This is a genomic window from Muricauda sp. SCSIO 65647, assembly GCF_021534965.1.
GTDB lineage: Bacteria > Bacteroidota > Bacteroidia > Flavobacteriales > Flavobacteriaceae > Flagellimonas_A.
In genome coordinates, this window is sequence record NZ_CP091037.1 from 953,142 (window position 1) to 969,522 (window position 16,381).

General features: G+C 43.8%; 17 protein-coding genes. 11 read left to right on the plus strand and 6 right to left on the minus strand.

What is annotated here, in order from left to right; genetic code table 11:
* The first annotated feature begins 112 nt into the window (after nt 1–112).
* Genes L0P89_RS04230 through L0P89_RS04250 form a run of 5 tightly spaced genes read left to right on the plus strand, consistent with a single transcriptional unit; the run spans nt 113 to nt 5,036 of the window.
* On the plus strand, nt 113–946 hold the full coding sequence (locus L0P89_RS04230) for a hypothetical protein (RefSeq protein ID WP_235267154.1): 834 nt from the start codon (nt 113–115) through the stop codon (nt 944–946).
* Nucleotides 947–997: 51 nt separating this feature from the next.
* Nucleotides 998–1,813 (plus strand): hypothetical protein, encoded by an 816-nt coding sequence (locus L0P89_RS04235; RefSeq protein ID WP_235267155.1) that lies wholly within the window; start codon nt 998–1,000, stop codon nt 1,811–1,813.
* Between the two features lie 10 nt (nt 1,814–1,823).
* A complete protein-coding gene (locus L0P89_RS04240) occupies nt 1,824–2,462 on the plus strand; it encodes a hypothetical protein (RefSeq protein ID WP_235267156.1) in 639 nt (212 codons plus the stop codon).
* A 13-nt stretch (nt 2,463–2,475) separates the two neighbouring features.
* Nucleotides 2,476–4,407, plus strand: a complete 1,932-nt coding sequence (locus L0P89_RS04245) for a tetratricopeptide repeat protein (RefSeq protein ID WP_235267157.1) — start codon at nt 2,476–2,478, stop codon at nt 4,405–4,407.
* Nucleotides 4,404–5,036, plus strand: coding sequence for a response regulator transcription factor (locus L0P89_RS04250; RefSeq protein WP_235267158.1), 633 nt, complete (start codon nt 4,404–4,406; stop codon nt 5,034–5,036). The genes L0P89_RS04245 and L0P89_RS04250 overlap by 4 nt, the downstream gene beginning before the upstream one ends.
* Before the next feature lie 24 nt (nt 5,037–5,060).
* Here the strand turns inward: L0P89_RS04250 and L0P89_RS04255 are convergent, their stop codons facing one another.
* Together L0P89_RS04255 and L0P89_RS04260 are read right to left on the minus strand one after the other, a co-directional pair.
* Nucleotides 5,061–5,552: a lipocalin family protein gene (locus tag L0P89_RS04255; protein WP_235267159.1), complete on the minus strand. Its 492-nt coding sequence runs from the start codon at nt 5,550–5,552 to the stop codon at nt 5,061–5,063.
* 75 nt (nt 5,553–5,627) lie between these two features.
* Entirely contained in the window at nt 5,628–8,297 is a 2,670-nt protein-coding gene (locus L0P89_RS04260; protein ID WP_235267160.1) for a DUF5916 domain-containing protein, read from the minus strand.
* Between the two features lie 237 nt (nt 8,298–8,534).
* Here L0P89_RS04260 and rplM point away from each other — a divergent pair, with 237 nt between their 5' ends.
* The 4 genes from rplM to tsf all read left to right on the plus strand — a co-directional run bounded on the left by rplM (nt 8,535) and on the right by tsf (nt 11,684).
* Entirely contained in the window at nt 8,535–8,990 is a 456-nt protein-coding gene (rplM, locus tag L0P89_RS04265) for a 50S ribosomal protein L13 (protein ID WP_235267161.1), read from the plus strand.
* Nucleotides 8,990–9,376: a 30S ribosomal protein S9 gene (gene rpsI / locus L0P89_RS04270; RefSeq protein ID WP_235267162.1), complete on the plus strand. Its 387-nt coding sequence runs from the start codon at nt 8,990–8,992 to the stop codon at nt 9,374–9,376. Before rplM ends, rpsI begins: the two co-directional genes overlap by 1 nt.
* Nucleotides 9,377–9,596: 220 nt before the next feature.
* Nucleotides 9,597–10,808: a 30S ribosomal protein S2 gene (rpsB, locus tag L0P89_RS04275; RefSeq protein WP_235267163.1), complete on the plus strand. Its 1,212-nt coding sequence runs from the start codon at nt 9,597–9,599 to the stop codon at nt 10,806–10,808.
* A 51-nt stretch (nt 10,809–10,859) separates the two neighbouring features.
* Nucleotides 10,860–11,684, plus strand: a complete 825-nt coding sequence (gene tsf / locus L0P89_RS04280; protein WP_235267164.1) for a translation elongation factor Ts — start codon at nt 10,860–10,862, stop codon at nt 11,682–11,684.
* A 77-nt stretch (nt 11,685–11,761) separates the two neighbouring features.
* Here the strand turns inward: tsf and L0P89_RS04285 are convergent, their stop codons facing one another.
* From L0P89_RS04285 to L0P89_RS04300, 4 genes are all read right to left on the minus strand, one after another.
* Entirely contained in the window at nt 11,762–12,586 is an 825-nt protein-coding gene (locus tag L0P89_RS04285; protein ID WP_235267165.1) for a DUF4097 family beta strand repeat-containing protein, read from the minus strand.
* 5 nt (nt 12,587–12,591) lie between these two features.
* Nucleotides 12,592–13,452 carry a DUF4097 family beta strand repeat-containing protein gene (locus tag L0P89_RS04290; RefSeq protein ID WP_235267166.1) on the minus strand — a complete coding sequence of 287 codons (861 nt, stop codon included), beginning with the start codon at nt 13,450–13,452 and terminating at the stop codon, nt 12,592–12,594.
* A 64-nt stretch (nt 13,453–13,516) separates the two neighbouring features.
* A complete protein-coding gene (locus L0P89_RS04295) occupies nt 13,517–14,302 on the minus strand; it encodes a hypothetical protein (RefSeq protein WP_235267167.1) in 786 nt (261 codons plus the stop codon).
* Nucleotides 14,303–14,307: 5 nt separating this feature from the next.
* Nucleotides 14,308–14,862, minus strand: a complete 555-nt coding sequence (locus L0P89_RS04300) for an RNA polymerase sigma factor (protein ID WP_235267168.1) — start codon at nt 14,860–14,862, stop codon at nt 14,308–14,310.
* A gap of 156 nt (nt 14,863–15,018) precedes the next feature.
* Between L0P89_RS04300 and pyrH the strand changes: the two genes are divergently transcribed.
* Together pyrH and frr are read left to right on the plus strand one after the other, a co-directional pair.
* Nucleotides 15,019–15,726 carry a UMP kinase gene (pyrH, locus tag L0P89_RS04305; protein ID WP_235267169.1) on the plus strand — a complete coding sequence of 236 codons (708 nt, stop codon included), beginning with the start codon at nt 15,019–15,021 and terminating at the stop codon, nt 15,724–15,726.
* Nucleotides 15,727–15,766: 40 nt separating this feature from the next.
* Entirely contained in the window at nt 15,767–16,321 is a 555-nt protein-coding gene (gene frr, locus L0P89_RS04310; RefSeq protein WP_235267170.1) for a ribosome recycling factor, read from the plus strand.
* Nucleotides 16,322–16,381: the final 60 nt, after the last annotated feature.

A 16,381-nucleotide genomic window follows, 5' to 3' on the forward strand; every position in this document is an offset into this window, starting at 1 on the left:
TGGTTAACCGCAAGCTATTGGAATACATCCCAAAAAAAAATACCTAATGTTAGGTATTTGTTTGAAAATGAAAGGCTGGTAGGTTTGACCATAACAATAAAAGCCAGCAGCCATGAAAAAAACCATATTTCTTCTGCTATGCCCACTTTTTTTGATGGGACAATCCATTGGATACATCGAAGTGGTGCACGAGCGAAAAAATGACCCTTATGTTGAACTGAGCGCCAACAAAAATGGCGGAACCGCCATTTTCAATCGAACATACCGCACGGGCTGTGTGGGATCTTATGAGATTCGTTGGACATTTTCAAAAGACCTCGCCCTTCTTCAACCGGGTGAAACTTTCGATGTCACCTTGCAATGTGTAAGTTGCCGTACCCCCTGTGGCTATAAATGGGGCATCGCAGATGTCATGGCTTCGAACAATGTACTAAAAATACCCGGCTATCAAGAGTACACCTATAATGGCAATATTGGTCTGGTCGGCAAATCAGGGAGCAGTTCAGGGGTTTTTGATTGGCAGCCGGCACAACTTTCGAATACCTATACCTTCAAATACCAACCCAAAAAATCAGCAAAGTACACGGCGATTGCCTTTACCATAGTCGGACATCGTGTCTACTATGTGTTCGGAGAAGGCTCAAGTCCCTCGGCAGGTGGTATAAATTGTCATACCCTTTTGGGGCTGGGCAAACTGGTCAACAGTTTGGAACTGGGGGCATATGAAGGGTACCCTTGGGACTGGATGGATAAGACCATCGACTATGCCCTAAACCATATCAAGGCCTCAAGTTGCCTAAGCGATACGTACCTGAGAGACCTGAAATCAAGAATGTACAGGGCAAGCGATACCCGCATATTCTATGCAGAAATACAAACCTATTCGCAAAAACTTGAATCGGAGGTGGCTTCGTCGTGTTCGGCCTGCTCGAGCTGTACCCAATAAGGTGAGAAAATCTTTGAGCAACCACCATATTTTCAACCACAGCCAAAAAACGTGAAACGCACCGTCAATTTTGAAGAATTAAGGCATCTAAAACTCGAAACCGAGGCGACAAAGAGTTTTGATGCCCTCATCCACTGTATGGAAAATCGGTTCACAGGGCTTCCCCTGTTTCACAAAAGCATTCATCTTAAGGTGCTAAAGTTTGAGAAAATCATTGAAAATGAAGTGGAAATACCATCATGGCAACCATCGGTATTCGCATCGGCCGCTCCCCATCTGAAAAAAGACCTGTTCGAATTATTGAACCATGCCCGAAACAAGAAAGGCCGTAAAAGTCTTGGACTGCTTTTTTTACGGGCAAAGGTATTTCCCCACTTGCTCAACCAAGAACTACAAAAAAGGGCTAAATCGATATCTCGGACAGGGCAGCTACTTTGTCGATGGATCGGTCCCCATATCGATGCTCCGGTCATATTGGCCGTTCTTTCGATAAAAACCCATAATCGATATGAATCATTGGCCGTTGGCCTAAAGGGAGTGAGCACCTACCGAAGTGCGCTTTATCTACGGCCTTTGAAGGGTGGAACCCACTATGAAATCGAGGCCGGTCTAGACGTGGAGGTCTTACCCAAACACCTTGCCCATCGGATGGGTCCTTTTCTTGATGCCACCCAGTCGTGGCTGCTGCCAGATGATTTTTTCGATGGCTATTTGAAAAATTATTTGATCCCGGAAAAGGAGGATATCGTGAACAAGCTTTGTCAGTATGTTTTCAACAAAGACCTGCACCACGAAACACGACCCGCTCACTTTAGAGCTACAGTATCGAACGAATGGAAGCCCGTATTTAATCGAATCAACAAATAAGACACAGCCCATGTACAGGTCAATCTTTCTTTTGCTATATATGGTTCTATCGATTGAATCCGCATCCGCCCTACAGAGCTCAGTTACCAAAGGAGGCTCTTTTGAAGGCCTTGAATTTGAACTGGCCAAAAAGGCCGACGCCATTGAAGTGTATACCAAGAAGCATCCGAAAAAGGGGTTCATTGAATATCGGGCCCATGTCGAGTTGAATGAAAGCAGCATACAGAACATGCTCGACTTTTTTGCAGATTACTCGCAACACCCACTTTGGATATACAATTGCACCGTCTCAAGAGGAATAAAGAAAGGTGGCGACGCTTATCTATACCAAGTCTGTCGTTCGCCTTGGCCCTATAAAGATCGTGACCTAAGTCTTTCGGTACGTACCGAGTGGAGTGGCGAAAACCGGGCCATGGTGCATTTTAGCTCTTCGCCCAGTATATTCAAAAAAAACAAAAAACAGGTTCGAATCGATGATTTTGAATCGACATGGACGGTTGAAAAGGTCGGAGAAAAGGTAAAAGTCACGGTACAGGCCCGTTTTAACCCCAAGTTGACGGCCGGTGGACTGTTTCTCGGTTCATATGCGGTCAAAATCCCTTTTGAGACCCTTAAAAAGCTTAGACAGTGCTATAAAGCAAAAAATTGATACATTTAAAGTAATGCCCATCAAGCGATTGCATATCATTATCACCTTTTTGTGCCCGTTGATGTCGATTCAGGTCTTCGGCCAGACACGTACGGTCGACAGTCTAATGGCAGTACTGCAAGAAACCGATTCGAAAGAAGATAGGGCCAAACTTCAGGTACGATTGTCGAAGGCGCTCGAGCGTATCGATATTGCCAAGAGCAAGAAGTTTGCAAAGGAAGCCTTGCTTTTTGACAATGATTCCCTAAAAAGTGAGGCCCACAATCAACTGGGCCGGGCCAGTTTTTATCAGAATGAGTTAGACTCTGCCTCGTTTCACTTTACGAAATCCATCGACCTGCTCAATGATTTGGACCTTCAAGACCAGGCCGCCTCGGTCAGAATCAGTTTGGGTGCCGTACAGTTAAGAAAGGGAGAATACAGAAATTCGGTGACCACCTTGATTACTAGTGCAGCCTATTTTGAAAACAGCGGTGACAGCATCAATATGGCCAAATGCTACAGCAACGTGTCAACGGCTTTCGGCGAATTGGGAGATTCGCAAAAAGCCATTGTCTATGGCGAAAAGGCATTGGCCATCTTTACCCAAAAAAACATGCTGCCCTTCAAGGCCGTTACCCTGCCCAATCTTGCCGGGGAATTCTTGAAACTGGGTGACACCACAAGGGCAAAATCCTATTTTCTCCAGGCAGAAGCCTTGGCAAACCAGCGCAATGACCAGTTCTCTCTGGCAAGAATTTACAACAATCTCGGTAATATGTACCTTGAGACCGATCATGACGAATCTGAGAAATACCTCACCAAGGCGCTTGATATACGCAAGCAGACCAAGAACAACGATGGCATCGGCACCCTTTACAACAATCTGGGCTATTTACAACTGAAAAAGGGAAATGCGCTGAAAGCCATTCCCTATCTCAAGACCGCCCTACAGTTCGGCCAAGGCTCAAATGCGACCACCACCTACAACAATCTGTCAGATGCCCATAGACAACTGGGCGACTTCAAAATGGCCCTGTTCTATGAGCAACAAAAGAACGCCCTGAACGATAGCATCTTAAAAGTCGAGAACCAAAAGGCCATCGCTGAAATTTCGACCAAATACGAAACCGAAAAAAAGGAAAAGGAAATCTTGAACCTTCAAAACGCCAATCTGCAGACCGACATGAGGCGAAGGCAGAACAGAAACCTCATGTACGGGGCGTTTGCGCTTCTATTGGTCGCCATCATTCTCACATATGCCTTCATAAAGAATTCGAGAAAAAAACGGATTATCGCCGAGCAATTGCAAGAATTGGAAAGTCAAAAGGTCGAAAGGCTTCTCAAAGAACAAGAATTGACAGGAATCGATGCCATGATAGAAGGCCAGGAAAAAGAACGGCAGCGTATCGCTGAAGACCTGCATGACAGTTTGGGAGGAAAATTATCGGCATTGAAACTATTTGTCGAAGATATTAAGAAAAGTGATCAGGCATTATATGGTAAAATAAAGACCGTGTTGGATGAATCGTACGACGATGTGCGCAATATTTCGCACCAAAAAAATACGTCGGCCATGATAGAAAAGGGGCTGATTCCGGCGGTCAATATGGTGGCCAACCGGTTGAAATCGACCGAGAAACTGCACGTTGAGGTCACCAATATCGATTTAAAGCAGAAAATTCAGAACTTTATTGAGCTACAGCTTTTCAGAATCATTCAAGAACTGCTGGCCAATACCATAAAACACGCCAAGGCAAAAAATGTAAACATCCAGTTTTCTGAAGAAAATAGTACGCTAAACGTACTTTATGAAGATGACGGCATCGGTTTCGACACCGAGAACGTCGATTCTGGGGTCGGTCTGAAAAACATTGGAAACCGAATTCAAAAAATTGGGGGCTCGCTTGCCATTGATTCAAACCCCGGTGCCGGCACCACCATAATTTTAAACGTACCGATATGAGTGTGAAAATCATCTTGGTCGATGATCACAAATTGTTTTTGAATGGATTGGAATCCATTTTAAAAAATGAGTTGGGCATCCATGTGGTCGGTACAGCCACCAACGGCCTCGAATTATTGGAGCTCATGGAGCAGCATACCCCACAAATCATCCTTACCGACATTCGCATGCCCATTATGGACGGTATCGCCATTACCAAGCTATTTCAGAAGAAATATCCCAAGACATCGATCATCGCCTTGAGCATGTTCGATCAAGAAGACGATGTGGTCGAAATGCTCGATGCCGGGGCAAAGGGCTATATCATAAAGAATGCTGAGAAGGAAGAACTGGTCGAGGCCATTCATGCCGTCTCGAAGGGCGGTCATTATTTCAGCCCGAAGTTCAAAGGAATCCATGAAAAATGGACCGCTCAGGAAAAACAGGTCAAAGACCTAAAGCTGACACGCCGTGAACGACAAATTCTGGCCCTGCTCGCCAGGGGAAAAACCAGTCAACAAATGGCCAAAGAATTAAATCTTAGCCGGTTTACCATTGATACCCATAGAAAGAACATACACAAAAAATTGGGCATCAAAAGCAATTTGATCTTGGCAAAACAAGCGGGCAAATACCTTGATGATAATTAAGGATAAAAAAACGCCGCGCTATTTCTACTGCTTGGTGAAAACCGCTTCTGCACCTGCGTAATTGTTGGCATCGATATCTTCACCGGCAATGACCAATGTACTGTTGCCTTCAAACGCAATGGTAATGGTTTCGGTAGTGCCGTTGCCATCGTCCAATGTCAATTGGTCGCCCTCAAGTACCCAAGTGGCCGTCTCTGTGTCACTCTGTGTCGGGCAATCGATATCCAATCCGCCCGTGCCCACATTCTGTTGTAGGTAGTTGATTTTATCTTCGCTGGTTACCGTACCATCGGCATTGAAGGTGAAGCTGATCAAAAAACAATCTTGGGCCGCCAAAAAATCGACGACTTCGTCAACAAAATTAAGCGAGCCGTTTTCTTCAAAACGTGCGTCGGTCAAATTCCAAGTACCGACCAAAGAGGCCGTTTCCATTTCATCATTGTTCTCTTCATTGTCGGTAGAACAAGCTATAATGAAAGTACAGGCCACGAACAGGGGAATAAAAAATCGTTTCATGGTAGTCAAATGTGAGATGTTTGTTCTTTTCAAAACGAGAAAATGGGCATAATAGTGTTCTTACGCATCGATTCCCTAAAAAACAAAGCGGTATGTAGCCTTCAGCAAGAAGATGTTCTGTGGTTTTTGACCAAAGATATTGTCGCCGAGACTTGTGAACAATCCTTCTGAAGGGTCACCTGATTGCGAGACGTCTTGCGACCATACCAAGAAGATTTCCGATCCTGGAATATACTCCCACCTGATGACCAGGTTTGAGCGGAACTGAACAAACGAAAAATCGGGATTGTCAAAAGTGAAATCAACATTGCCATCCACATCTTCATCTATAGAAAACACATCATCTGCGAACGTTGTTTGATCAGCGCCGTATTGTACAAACCGATCTTCAAAGACCTTGGCCGTGGCATTGGTCACATGCTTGAAGTTTGAATATCTGCCCCTCGAGATGAAAGGTTGCCCCCAATACTGTACCGTTAGATTCGGATTGATATTGTAGTTCAACCGCAACGACATGCTCAAGGTACGCTGCTCTATTTCACCGTTCAGATAGCGCACACCATTATCTGTATCGATATTGTCAATGTACTGAAGCTTGTCATTGTTTATACTGTATTCAGGAAACACCGAAATTCTCAAGGCATTGATAGGTTGATATCGCACCCCAAACTCAATGCTATATCTTTTTAGACTGTTATCGAGCGCCCTTCGGCCAAATTGAAAAAAGTTGAACCGAACTTTTTTTCGGTTATCGGTGCCCACGCTGTTCCAGAAGCTCATCCAAGGCGACCGTCGAAGTCTAGGCCCACCGCGCAGGGCAAAGTTGGAATACTGTATGGGCGCATAATTGAACCCTAGATTTGAAAACCAATTGTTGTCCCAATTCTGCCAGCTATTGGTATTGAACTGAAGGTAATTGTGGTTGCCCCCAAAATCCCATGCGCTCCAATGGTTATAATTAATGCCAACCCTTCTAAAGGTACTGTCAGGCTTCAAGGTACGATAACCTACCCAGGTGTAGTGCCTGATGTCATCTGATTCACGCTGAAATCCGATATCGTTGAGTTCCAGTTCGGGCGAACGCCATGTACCCCCGGTCTCGAACATAAAATGCCCGTTGCCCACTTTTCCCAATTGCAGATTGCCTCCCGTGCCGGTCATCGAGGTTCTTTCGGGGTCAACCTCAACATGGTCTGAGTCGACCCGCTGAAATAAATGCGTAATGGATTCTTGGGTATTTTGAATGGCCTCTGCACTGCCCCGTACATGGCTCCAATTGAAATTTCCTCCCAAATACCAATCGCGGTCATTCCATTGGTGTTTGAAATCAAAACCGCCCGTATAGGCCTGACGATGCAAAAAACTGATGTTTTGGCCAAGGGCATCCCTGTTCACGGCGGTGAAAATGCCTCCGATATACGAATTTCGATCATTGAAGTCTTTCTGCAACCTGCCCACAAAATAATTCGTCAAGGGCTCGACCACTTCTTTGCGGCGTTCGCCATTGTTATCTATCGTGGCAAATTTTCTGGCCGTGACACTTTCCAGCACACCAATGGCCCAGCCATCTTTTGTCTTTCCGCTGAACTTGGCTGCACCTATTATTTGTGTATTTTCAGGAATATCGACAAACTCGCCGTCTTCGGTATCGGGAAAACCCTGCGGACTTCTACCTATTCGGCGACTATAAAATACGTTATCTGACCCAAAGGTATTGCCCGCTTGTGATTGCGAGAGCCTGAAGTCGAAAATATTATTGTTCTCTACAAAAAAGGGGCGCTGTTCACGAAAGAAAATCTGAAAACCATCCAAAGCAATGGCCGAAGGGTCTGCCTCAACCTGGCCAAAATCAGGATTTACGGTCAAGTCAAGGGTCAAGTCATTCGTAATTCCAATCTTGGCATCCAATCCCACGTTCAAATCGGTTTCATTGCCATCTCGAAAGGGATTGCCGTCTTCAGCTTCATAGGTTTCACCACTGGCAACCGTATAGGGCTGTATCTCCAATTGTCTTTGTGGCTCGATGTTCTTCAACCCGTGCAGTTCGCCAAATTCGCTGACCCACCCCGGAGCATCCAAGGGTACGCGTTGCCACAGTGAACGTTCCTCCTCCCTAAAAAATCTTCTTGTTGACTGTAGCCCCCAAACGGCATTTTCTTCTTTACTGAACTTTATCTGACTGAACGGAATCTTCAATTCGGCCGTCCACCCATCATCATCAATATTGGTACGGGTGTACCAAATAGGATTCCAACTATCGTCCCAGTTATTGCCATTTTCAGAGACCAGTTCATCACCTTTTACGCCTGCAGCGGTCACCGTAAATGAAAAGGCGGTACGCTTATCATGGTAGCTGTCTATATTGAACTCTACCCAATCACCATCAAAGCCGTCGCGCCGTGACATTCTTCTAACAATGTTATCAGGTTCGGCATCAAGGCATCGTACCCCTATATATAGATATTTGCTATCATAGACAATCTTAAATTTTGTTTGATAGCTTGGCGGAGTGTTTTCATCTGGCTGGTTCTCTATGTAGTCGCCGGCCCAATCAACTATGTCCCAAACTTGGTCGTCAAGTTTGCCATCGATGACAGGTGGGGCGTATTCTCCATTTACCTGTGAGGTCGTGTAAATTTTTTTAGGAATAAATTCAGGGGCTGGTTTTGGTTCTTTAGATTCTTGGGCAAACGACACTAAGACATAGAAAAAAAAGACAAAGAACAGGCTGGTGGTCGTTTTCACAGTGAACTAGCTTCTGATTGATGCTCTCTAAAGACCACAATTTTTTTATGTAGTTACAGTTTTTATACCATTTTTAACATATTTTTTTAAAAAAACCATCACGTCAATTCTTTACGGGATTCTAGTGCGAAGAAGACAAAAAATATTACGGAACAACCGTTTGTAATTCAATGTAATAATTGTACATTTGCAGCCCGTTTGACGGAATTGCATAGTTGAACCCATAATTTTTTAGGTTTGGATACATTGAGTTACAAAACGATTTCAGCCAATAAAGCGACAGTTGACAAGCAATGGCTATTGGTTGATGCCGAGGGGCAGACATTGGGCCGATTGGCTTCAAAAGTGGCCAAGTTGCTACGCGGAAAACACAAGCCCAACTTCACGCCCCACGTTGATTGTGGAGACAATGTAATTGTCATCAATGCCGAAAAAATCAATCTTTCCGGCAACAAATGGAACGATAAAGTGTACTTACGATATACAGGGTATCCCGGGGGTCAGCGTTCAACTACGGCAAATGAGCTATTGGAGAAGCACCCCGAAAGGCTTATTGAAAAATCAGTGAAAGGCATGTTGCCCAAAAATAAACTGGGTGCCGAGCTATTCAGAAACCTTAAAGTATATGTGGGTGCTGAACATAACCATGAAGCACAAAAACCAAAAGCGTTTAACCTAAACGAGTTCAAATAATGGAGACGATCCATAAGATTGGCAGAAGAAAGACGGCAGTGGCCCGCGTGTATGTTTCTGAAGGAAAAGGTACCATCACCGTAAACAAAAGAAATTTCGAAGATTATTTTACCACGGCCACATTGCAGTATAAGGTAAAGCAACCTTTTGCCCTTACTGGAAATGAAGACAAATACGATGTCAATATAAACGTCTATGGCGGGGGCATCACCGGGCAAGCCGAAGCGGTTCGCCTAGCATTGTCGAGGGTACTTTGTGAAATCGATGAAGAGCATAGGGGGGTTTTAAAGCCAGAAGGCCTGCTTACCAGAGACCCAAGAATGGTCGAGCGTAAGAAATACGGTCAGAAAAAGGCCCGTAAGAAATTCCAGTTCTCAAAGCGTTAAGAGTTTTCGATGTGGTTTTTCCATATCATTTTACATATTGAAGTTCATTGAAAATCCTGATGCTACAGTGTCAGGATTAAATTTTAACCAGTTGTCGTTGTTCCAAAGAACAAAACAACCCTTTGGAATTTAGTTTAGCATCTAAATGTAAAGGGCGATGTGCCCAAGCACTGACCACCTTTGCATTGCTATCTCAACGGAACGTAAACTAATTACAAAAATGGCAAGTAAAACAGAAGTCAAAGACTTACTCGAAGCAGGTGTTCATTTTGGGCACTTGACCAGAAAATGGAATCCGAACATGGCTCCCTACATCTATATGGAGCGCAACGGAATTCACGTTATCAATCTCTACAAAACCGTAGCGAAGTTGGAAGAGGCCAAAGAGGCCATGAAAAAAATCGCTTCCTCGGGGAGAAAAATCCTTTTTGTCGCCACCAAAAAACAGGCCAAGGACATCGTATCCGATAAGGTCTCAAAAGTGAACATGCCCTACATCACCGAAAGATGGCCAGGTGGTATGTTGACCAATTTTGTCACGATCAGAAAGGCAGTGAAAAAAATGACGGCCATAGATAGAATGAAAAAAGACGGAACCTTTGATACGCTATCAAAGAAAGAACGTCTTCAGGTAGAACGTCTTAGGGCGAAATTGGAGAAAAACCTAGGCTCTATTGCCGATATGACCCGTTTGCCAGGTGCCATCTTCATTGTTGACACCATGCGCGAGCACATCGCGGTAAAAGAGGCCCAGAAATTGAACATCCCCATCTTTGCGATGGTCGATACCAATTCTGACCCAAGACCGATAGATTTTGTGATCCCATCAAATGATGATGCGGGTAAATCGATTGAAGCCATACTAACACAAGTGACCGAAGCGGTTGCGGAAGGTTTGGCCGAAAGAAAGAATGAAAAGCAGGCTGCAGCTGAAGTTGAGGAAGAGGTGAAAGAAGTTTCGAAAACTACCGCTACCGTAATCGGTGAGGAAGATGATGAGCCTGTCAAAGCACCAAAGAAAAAAGCAAAACCTGTTGAGCAGACCAAAGAGGAACCCACTGAGAAAGTGGGCGAGGTCAAGGAAGAGCCCCAAGTAGAAAAGAAAGAAGAGCCCAAGGCAGAAAAAAAGGAAGCCCCAAAAGCTGAGAAAAAAGAGGCAACACCAAAAAAAGACACTAAGGCAGACGATCTGACAAAAATTGAGGGTATTGGCCCCAAAGGTGCAGAGGCACTTACCAAAGCAGGTATCGGAACCTACGCCGATCTTGCCAAGGCCAAACCTGAAAAAATCAAAGATATCTTGACCGAGGCCAGTTCAAGAATGGCCCATTTAGATCCCACAACATGGCCAAAACAGGCCAAGATGGCCGCAGACGGCAAATGGGACGAGCTAAAAGAATGGCAAGATGTAGCCAAGGGAGGGGTTGAGTAAGCCCACGCAAAAAAGTTAACTGATTTACTGAAATACCTAAATAATACAGAAATGGCAAAAATCACAGCCGCTGAAGTAAATAAATTGAGAAAAGCCACTGGTGCTGGAATGATGGATTGCAAGAAGGCATTGGTAGAAGCCGATGGCGATTTTGACAAGGCAATCGAAATTCTAAGAAAAAAAGGCCAGAAAGTGGCCGCCAAAAGAGCAGACAGAGATTCTTCTGAAGGAGCGGCCATCGCAAAGGTAAATGACAAAAAAACCGAAGGGGTCATCATATCACTGAATTGTGAGACCGATTTTGTGGCCAAGAACGAAAGCTTCGTTGCCTTGGCCAATGAATTGGCCGATTTGGCATTGGGCCACGATAACAAAGATTCTTTTCTTTCCGCTTCGTACAATGGAATTACCGTAGAGGAAAAGTTGACCGAGCAAACCGGGGTGATCGGCGAGAAAATCGAAATCGGAAGCTTTGAAAAATTAAGCGCTCCCTTCGTTGGATCTTATATTCATGCTGGCAACAAGATCGCCACATTGGTAGGGCTGTCGGCCGCCGTAAATGGTGCCGTCGATGCTGCCAAAGATGTTGCTATGCAAGCCGCGGCAATGAACCCTATCGCACTCAACGAAAGTGAAGTCGACCAAGAGACCATTGATAAAGAAATTGAGATTGCCAAAGATCAATTGCGCCAAGAGGGCAAGCCTGAGGCAATGCTCGACAATATCGCCAAAGGAAAACTAAATCGATTCTTCAAAGACAATACTTTGGTGAACCAAGCATTTATCAAAGACAGTAAGCAAAGTGTTTCGCAATACGTGAAATCGGTAAATTCTGATTTGGAGGTCACCGGATTCAAAAGGGTTGCTTTAGGATAACCCGATTACACTTTCCAACGCATAAGAAAAAGGCCCGATTTTGACATATCGGGCCTTTTTCGCTTGTAGAAGTTCTATTACTTCGATCTGATCATAATATCTCCGTTAAAGGTCTTGAACAACATTTCAGGACCACCGCCATTGATGGTGCCGTTCACCCATTGTTCGACTTTTACGCGATATTTTCCTGAAGATGTGTTCTTATCGACTTGCGGTTCACTTTTGGAAATGACCATATCAAAATCAGTATAGACATCGCCCATATCAGATTTAGCCTTGACATTTGCCTTTAACGATTTTGGAAAAGTAATGTTCACATCGCCATTAAAACTGCTAAAGGCCATCTCCTTACCCTTGGTGATGGAATTGAAGCCCACGACCAACTCGCCATTTGTGGTATTGGCCACAACAGAACCACTGACCGATTCTAAAGTGATATTGCCATTTACATTACTTATCTCCATCTCACCGTTGACCCCTTGAACAGTGATGTCACCATGGTTCACCGTTTTGAGCTTTAGTGAAAAATTACTGGGCACTTTGATGAATAGGTCGGTTTTTTTGTTCCAAAGCTCATTTTGAATTTGAACCACGTTATCATTTTCTTCAGCCCCAATGTTAAGACTTGATATGGAAATTTTCTTCATTCCATTTTTACTGCTTGACTTTCTTTCATCACATTCACCGCAATCGTCATCTTCGCTCACGGAAGCTTTTACGATCACCTCTTTGCCATCATAGGCTTCAACCTCGATAGAACCGGTCAACTGATTGACAATTAGTTTTCCAGGGCTCTCCGGGTTACTCAAAGGAACCGTGAACAAATCAATGTTTTTTTCCTGTGCTGAAAGCGCACCAAATGTAAGTAAGCACACAACCGTAATTATATAATTCTTCTTCATGATATTTAGATTTTTTTGATAAATACATTTCCGTTTAGGGTTTCGAAATCAAGTTGTACCGCACCCTTTCCTATCTGAACCACTGGAGTGGATTCATATTTATACTTTCCTTTTTTTCTGGCTACATCTTTATTGGTTCTGACGTATTGTCTTTCAATATCAAAATCACTGAAGAGTTCGCCATTCATACTTTTAAAAGAGATCTCGGCACTCAACGCACTTTGATAGGTAATGTTGATGTCACCGTTCAGGGAATAGTACTGGGAGGCCTCATCGGGGTTTCGTGAATAGGAAACATTGACCTCTCCATTAATGCAATGTAGTTTGGTTCTCCCTTCCACATTTTTCAGATCAATGCCACCATTGATATTGTTTACCTTGATAAAATTTCCACTGGTATTGGCGACATAAATGTCCCCATCGTTTACAGTTCCAATGTTCAGATTGACCCCTTTGGGAACCTTCACCTTGAAATTCAATCGATGTTGATACTCGGGCTCTTCATAATTGTTGCACCAGTTGAACCTCAGGCCTTTCTCGTTATACTCAATATATGGCGCATCAGGACGCACTATTATTCGATTCTCAAGTTCTGAAACCTTTAGGGTGAGTTCTTGTTTCCCCAAATCTAAATGCTCTTGGGTATCTGCGGTTATTCTTTTGTTCACCACCAGTTGTACGGTGGTACCAGAATAACCTTCAACAGTTATGGGGCCAAAAACATTCTGCAGCACTAAAGTGTTTTGTTCGCTTTTTGTTTTGAAGGAAAGCTCTTTCTTTATGGTTTCTTCAAAAACCTTCTCTTGGGCCTGTACCAGGTCTGGCAATAGAAATAGCGCCACTGCCATCATTGTCAATTGCTTCATGATTTTAAAAATTTGACTGTTCATAATTTGATTTTTGTTCCGATGGAACAAGTTGATGAATAAACTAAATGATCGATTCTATGGTATGTTCTATTTTTTTCTTCACCAAGGTGTCGAGTTTCTTTTCTTTCAACAATTTTTTAAAAGGCTCGACCGATTTCTTTTCTTGCAATGCCAACATCAGATTGGCCAAAGTCACTTGTACGATCGGTGATTCTTGATTGGGAATCGACTGCACCAAACCTTGCCGTACCATTGCATGATCCGCATAATTGGCCAATGATTCAATGGCCGCCAACCGTACATTCACATTATCATCATGGTTGAGCGTCAGCAATAGTGCATTGACCACTTGTTCATCAACACCATTGAACTTATTGGCCTCACTTACCCCTTCAAGCCGTTGATTGGCAGAAGGTTGCTCCAATAATGTCAAAACCAGTTTTTGGCGAACCGCTTCGGTATCGTTCGATACCATTTTCTGCCCAACATTGGCAGTTCTATCATTCAAGAAATATCCCAACCCCAGACCGATCAACAACAACATCATGCCAAAGGCCAGTTGTGGTCTCGTGATATCAAAAGGTCTTGACCAGAATTTTGGCTGTTTTGCGGTCTCTTTCTTAGAAGTTTCTACATGCAGCATGTCAAAGAAGCGTTCATCCATTTTTGTTGAGGGCTCTGGCGTTGTCAAAGCATCCAGATCATTCCAAGTCGCCTGAACCGCTTCCCATTGATTTCGATACGCCTCATTTTCACTCAAAAACAACTCGAACCCCTCCTTATCTTCCTTAGAAAGTCTTCCAGAGAGATAATCCATTGCCAAGATTTCAAAGTTTTGCTTTTTCATGATCGTTATCTTTTTTCCAATTCAAAAAAAATGGTCCGCAATTCTTGAAGGGCCCTATGCGCCTTCACTTTGGCCGCACCTTCAGAACAGCCCAAGACCTCACCTACTTCACTGAATTTCAACCCCCTGTATTTACACAATAGCAAGACTTCCCTCTTTTTGGGCGATAATCTTGAAATAGCGGTATTCAGTTGATACCGCGTTTCTTCTACATACAAATGCTCTTCAGGGCTTTCAACATCTTCATCTTTCAAGTGTATTTGCGACAATTCATGTTTCGTTCCGTTTCGAGACAACTTCTTGAAATGGTCATAGTATACATTTCTGGCCATTTTGTACATCCAAGCCCCAAAAGAACCCGTGCCAGTGAAAGTATGTTTGTATTTCAACATGCGAATGAAAACCGTTTGTACCATATCTTCACTGGTATGTGAATCGCGGCTCATGTTGTAAAAAAAACCGAAAAGATTTCGTTTGTGTCTTTCATACAACAAACCCAGCTTATCAATATCACCTGATCTTACCTTGAGCATCAATGCATTATCGGTCAGTGCTTCCAATTAGGTCGATTTGCTTATTCAAACGATTAAACTGCCACTTTTGAAAATGGTTACAAAAATTACACTTTTTTTATGCAAAAAATTTTGCGCCCTGATATCTTGGCAAAGGCCCTTAAGAATTTTGATTATTTTTGTTCGGACTTCAACAAAGCGTAAATGCGATACAAAAGAATTCTCTTAAAGCTTAGCGGAGAAGCCTTGATGGGCGAACAACAATACGGCATCGACCCCAAAAGATTGGAAGAATATGCCGAAGACATAAAAGCCGTGATCGAAAAGGGGGTAGAGGTGGCCATTGTTATTGGCGGAGGAAATATTTTTAGAGGTCTCTCAGGGGCAAGCCAGGGCATGGATCGTGTTCAAGGCGACCATATGGGCATGCTTGCCACGGTCATCAATGGACTTGCGCTACAAAGTGCGCTCGAACTTAAAGGAGTGGAGACCCGCTTGCAATCAGCCATCAAAATCAATGAAGTGGCCGAGCCTTTCATCAGGCGACGGGCCATGAGGCATTTAGAAAAAGGCAGAGTGGTCATTTTTGGGGGAGGAACGGGCAACCCCTATTTTACAACCGATTCTGCCGCCGTATTGCGTGCAATAGAAGTTGACGCCGATGTCATTTTAAAGGGCACCCGTGTTGATGGCATTTACACTTCCGACCCAGAAAAAGATAAAAGCGCTACCAAGTTCGATTCGATCTCTTTCAACGATGTGATCACAAAAGGCTTGAAAGTGATGGACACCACAGCCTTTACCCTGAGCCAAGAGAACGAACTGCCCATTGTGGTTTTTGATATGAATACCAGGGGCAACTTGATGAAAATCGTGTCCGGTGAAAAAATTGGAACCGTCGTCAATGTCTGATCGGCACACAGATTGATGGTTCTTGCGTAAATTTATAACTATGAACGAAGAGATTCAATTCATTTTAGATTCGACAAAAGAAAGTATGCAGGGCGCCATGGAGCATCTTGAAAAAGCATTTATTAAAATAAGGGCGGGCAAGGCGAGTCCGGCCATGCTTTCGACCGTAATGGTCGAGTATTACGGTTCGCAAACCCCATTGTCGCAGGTGTCCAACATCAACACCCCCGATGCCCGAACCATTTCAGTGCAACCATGGGAAAAAAGCCTGTTACCCGAAATAGAGACCGCCATCATGAATGCCAACTTGGGCTTTAACCCCATGAACAATGGTGAGATGGTCATCATTAACGTACCGCCATTGACCGAAGAGCGCAGAAAACAATTGGTGAAACAGGCCAAATCTGAAGCTGAAGATGCGAAGATAAGTGTACGCAATGCCCGTCAAGAGGCCAACAAAGAGCTCAAAAATCTTGACATTTCAGAAGACCGGCTGGGAAATGCCGAAATCGATGTACAAGAACTTACAGATACGTACACCAAAAAAGTAGATGCCATATTAGGGGTCAAAGAATCTGAAATCATGAAAGTATAAAGCTTTTAGTGTTTCTTTTTTAGGAGCACTTTGCATCATTTTCTACCTTTGCGCACAACT

Excerpts from the sequence above, each read along its gene's own strand:
- L0P89_RS04255 (WP_235267159.1), bottom strand. The coding sequence starts at position 5,552 with ATGAAACGATTTTTTATTCCCCTGTTCGTGGCCTGTACTTTCATTATA.
- rpsB (WP_235267163.1), top strand. The coding sequence starts at position 9,597 with ATGGCAAGTAAAACAGAAGTCAAAGACTTACTCGAAGCAGGTGTTCAT.
- L0P89_RS04240 (WP_235267156.1), top strand. The coding sequence starts at position 1,824 with ATGTACAGGTCAATCTTTCTTTTGCTATATATGGTTCTATCGATTGAA.
- L0P89_RS04285 (WP_235267165.1), bottom strand. The coding sequence starts at position 12,586 with ATGAAGAAGAATTATATAATTACGGTTGTGTGCTTACTTACATTTGGT.
- frr (WP_235267170.1), top strand. The coding sequence starts at position 15,767 with ATGAACGAAGAGATTCAATTCATTTTAGATTCGACAAAAGAAAGTATG.
- tsf (WP_235267164.1), top strand. The coding sequence starts at position 10,860 with ATGGCAAAAATCACAGCCGCTGAAGTAAATAAATTGAGAAAAGCCACT.
- L0P89_RS04295 (WP_235267167.1), bottom strand. The coding sequence starts at position 14,302 with ATGAAAAAGCAAAACTTTGAAATCTTGGCAATGGATTATCTCTCTGGA.
- L0P89_RS04230 (WP_235267154.1), top strand. The coding sequence starts at position 113 with ATGAAAAAAACCATATTTCTTCTGCTATGCCCACTTTTTTTGATGGGA.
- pyrH (WP_235267169.1), top strand. The coding sequence starts at position 15,019 with ATGCGATACAAAAGAATTCTCTTAAAGCTTAGCGGAGAAGCCTTGATG.
- rpsI (WP_235267162.1), top strand. The coding sequence starts at position 8,990 with ATGGAGACGATCCATAAGATTGGCAGAAGAAAGACGGCAGTGGCCCGC.
- L0P89_RS04245 (WP_235267157.1), top strand. The coding sequence starts at position 2,476 with ATGCCCATCAAGCGATTGCATATCATTATCACCTTTTTGTGCCCGTTG.
- L0P89_RS04250 (WP_235267158.1), top strand. The coding sequence starts at position 4,404 with ATGAGTGTGAAAATCATCTTGGTCGATGATCACAAATTGTTTTTGAAT.
- L0P89_RS04290 (WP_235267166.1), bottom strand. The coding sequence starts at position 13,452 with ATGAAGCAATTGACAATGATGGCAGTGGCGCTATTTCTATTGCCAGAC.